The sequence below is a fragment of the Belnapia sp. AC561 genome (genome assembly GCF_979252845.1).
Window position 1 is genome coordinate 1 of record NZ_CEEDBP010000270.1, and the last position, 263, is coordinate 263.

The 263-nt window shown below is 60.8% G+C and carries 1 protein-coding gene; it reads right to left on the reverse strand.

The features are described 5' to 3' along the window. Positions 1–263 (reverse strand): carbamoyltransferase C-terminal domain-containing protein (locus AC0IW9_RS31050; protein WP_471652148.1); only part of this gene is annotated, 263 nt, incomplete at both ends.

The following is a 263-nucleotide window of genomic DNA, read 5'->3' on the forward strand; positions in this document are numbered from 1 at the left end:
GTATTCGCGCTTGAGAACCTGAGCGCGGGAGGTGCCGTCTTCGTGGACGACTTCGCTGACGCGCTCTTTCCATTCATCGTTGACCTCGAAGGTGAAGGTCATGAACGGGCTCGGGTGATCGACCTTGAGCATCTGCTCGGCGACGGTGTCGAGCATCGATGGGCAGAAGGGTCTCCAGCGCTCGCGGAACTTGATCTGTTCGTTGATGCGGTTGGCGACGCCTGGGATGCTTGGGCAGCCGATGATGGAGCGGCCACCAAGGG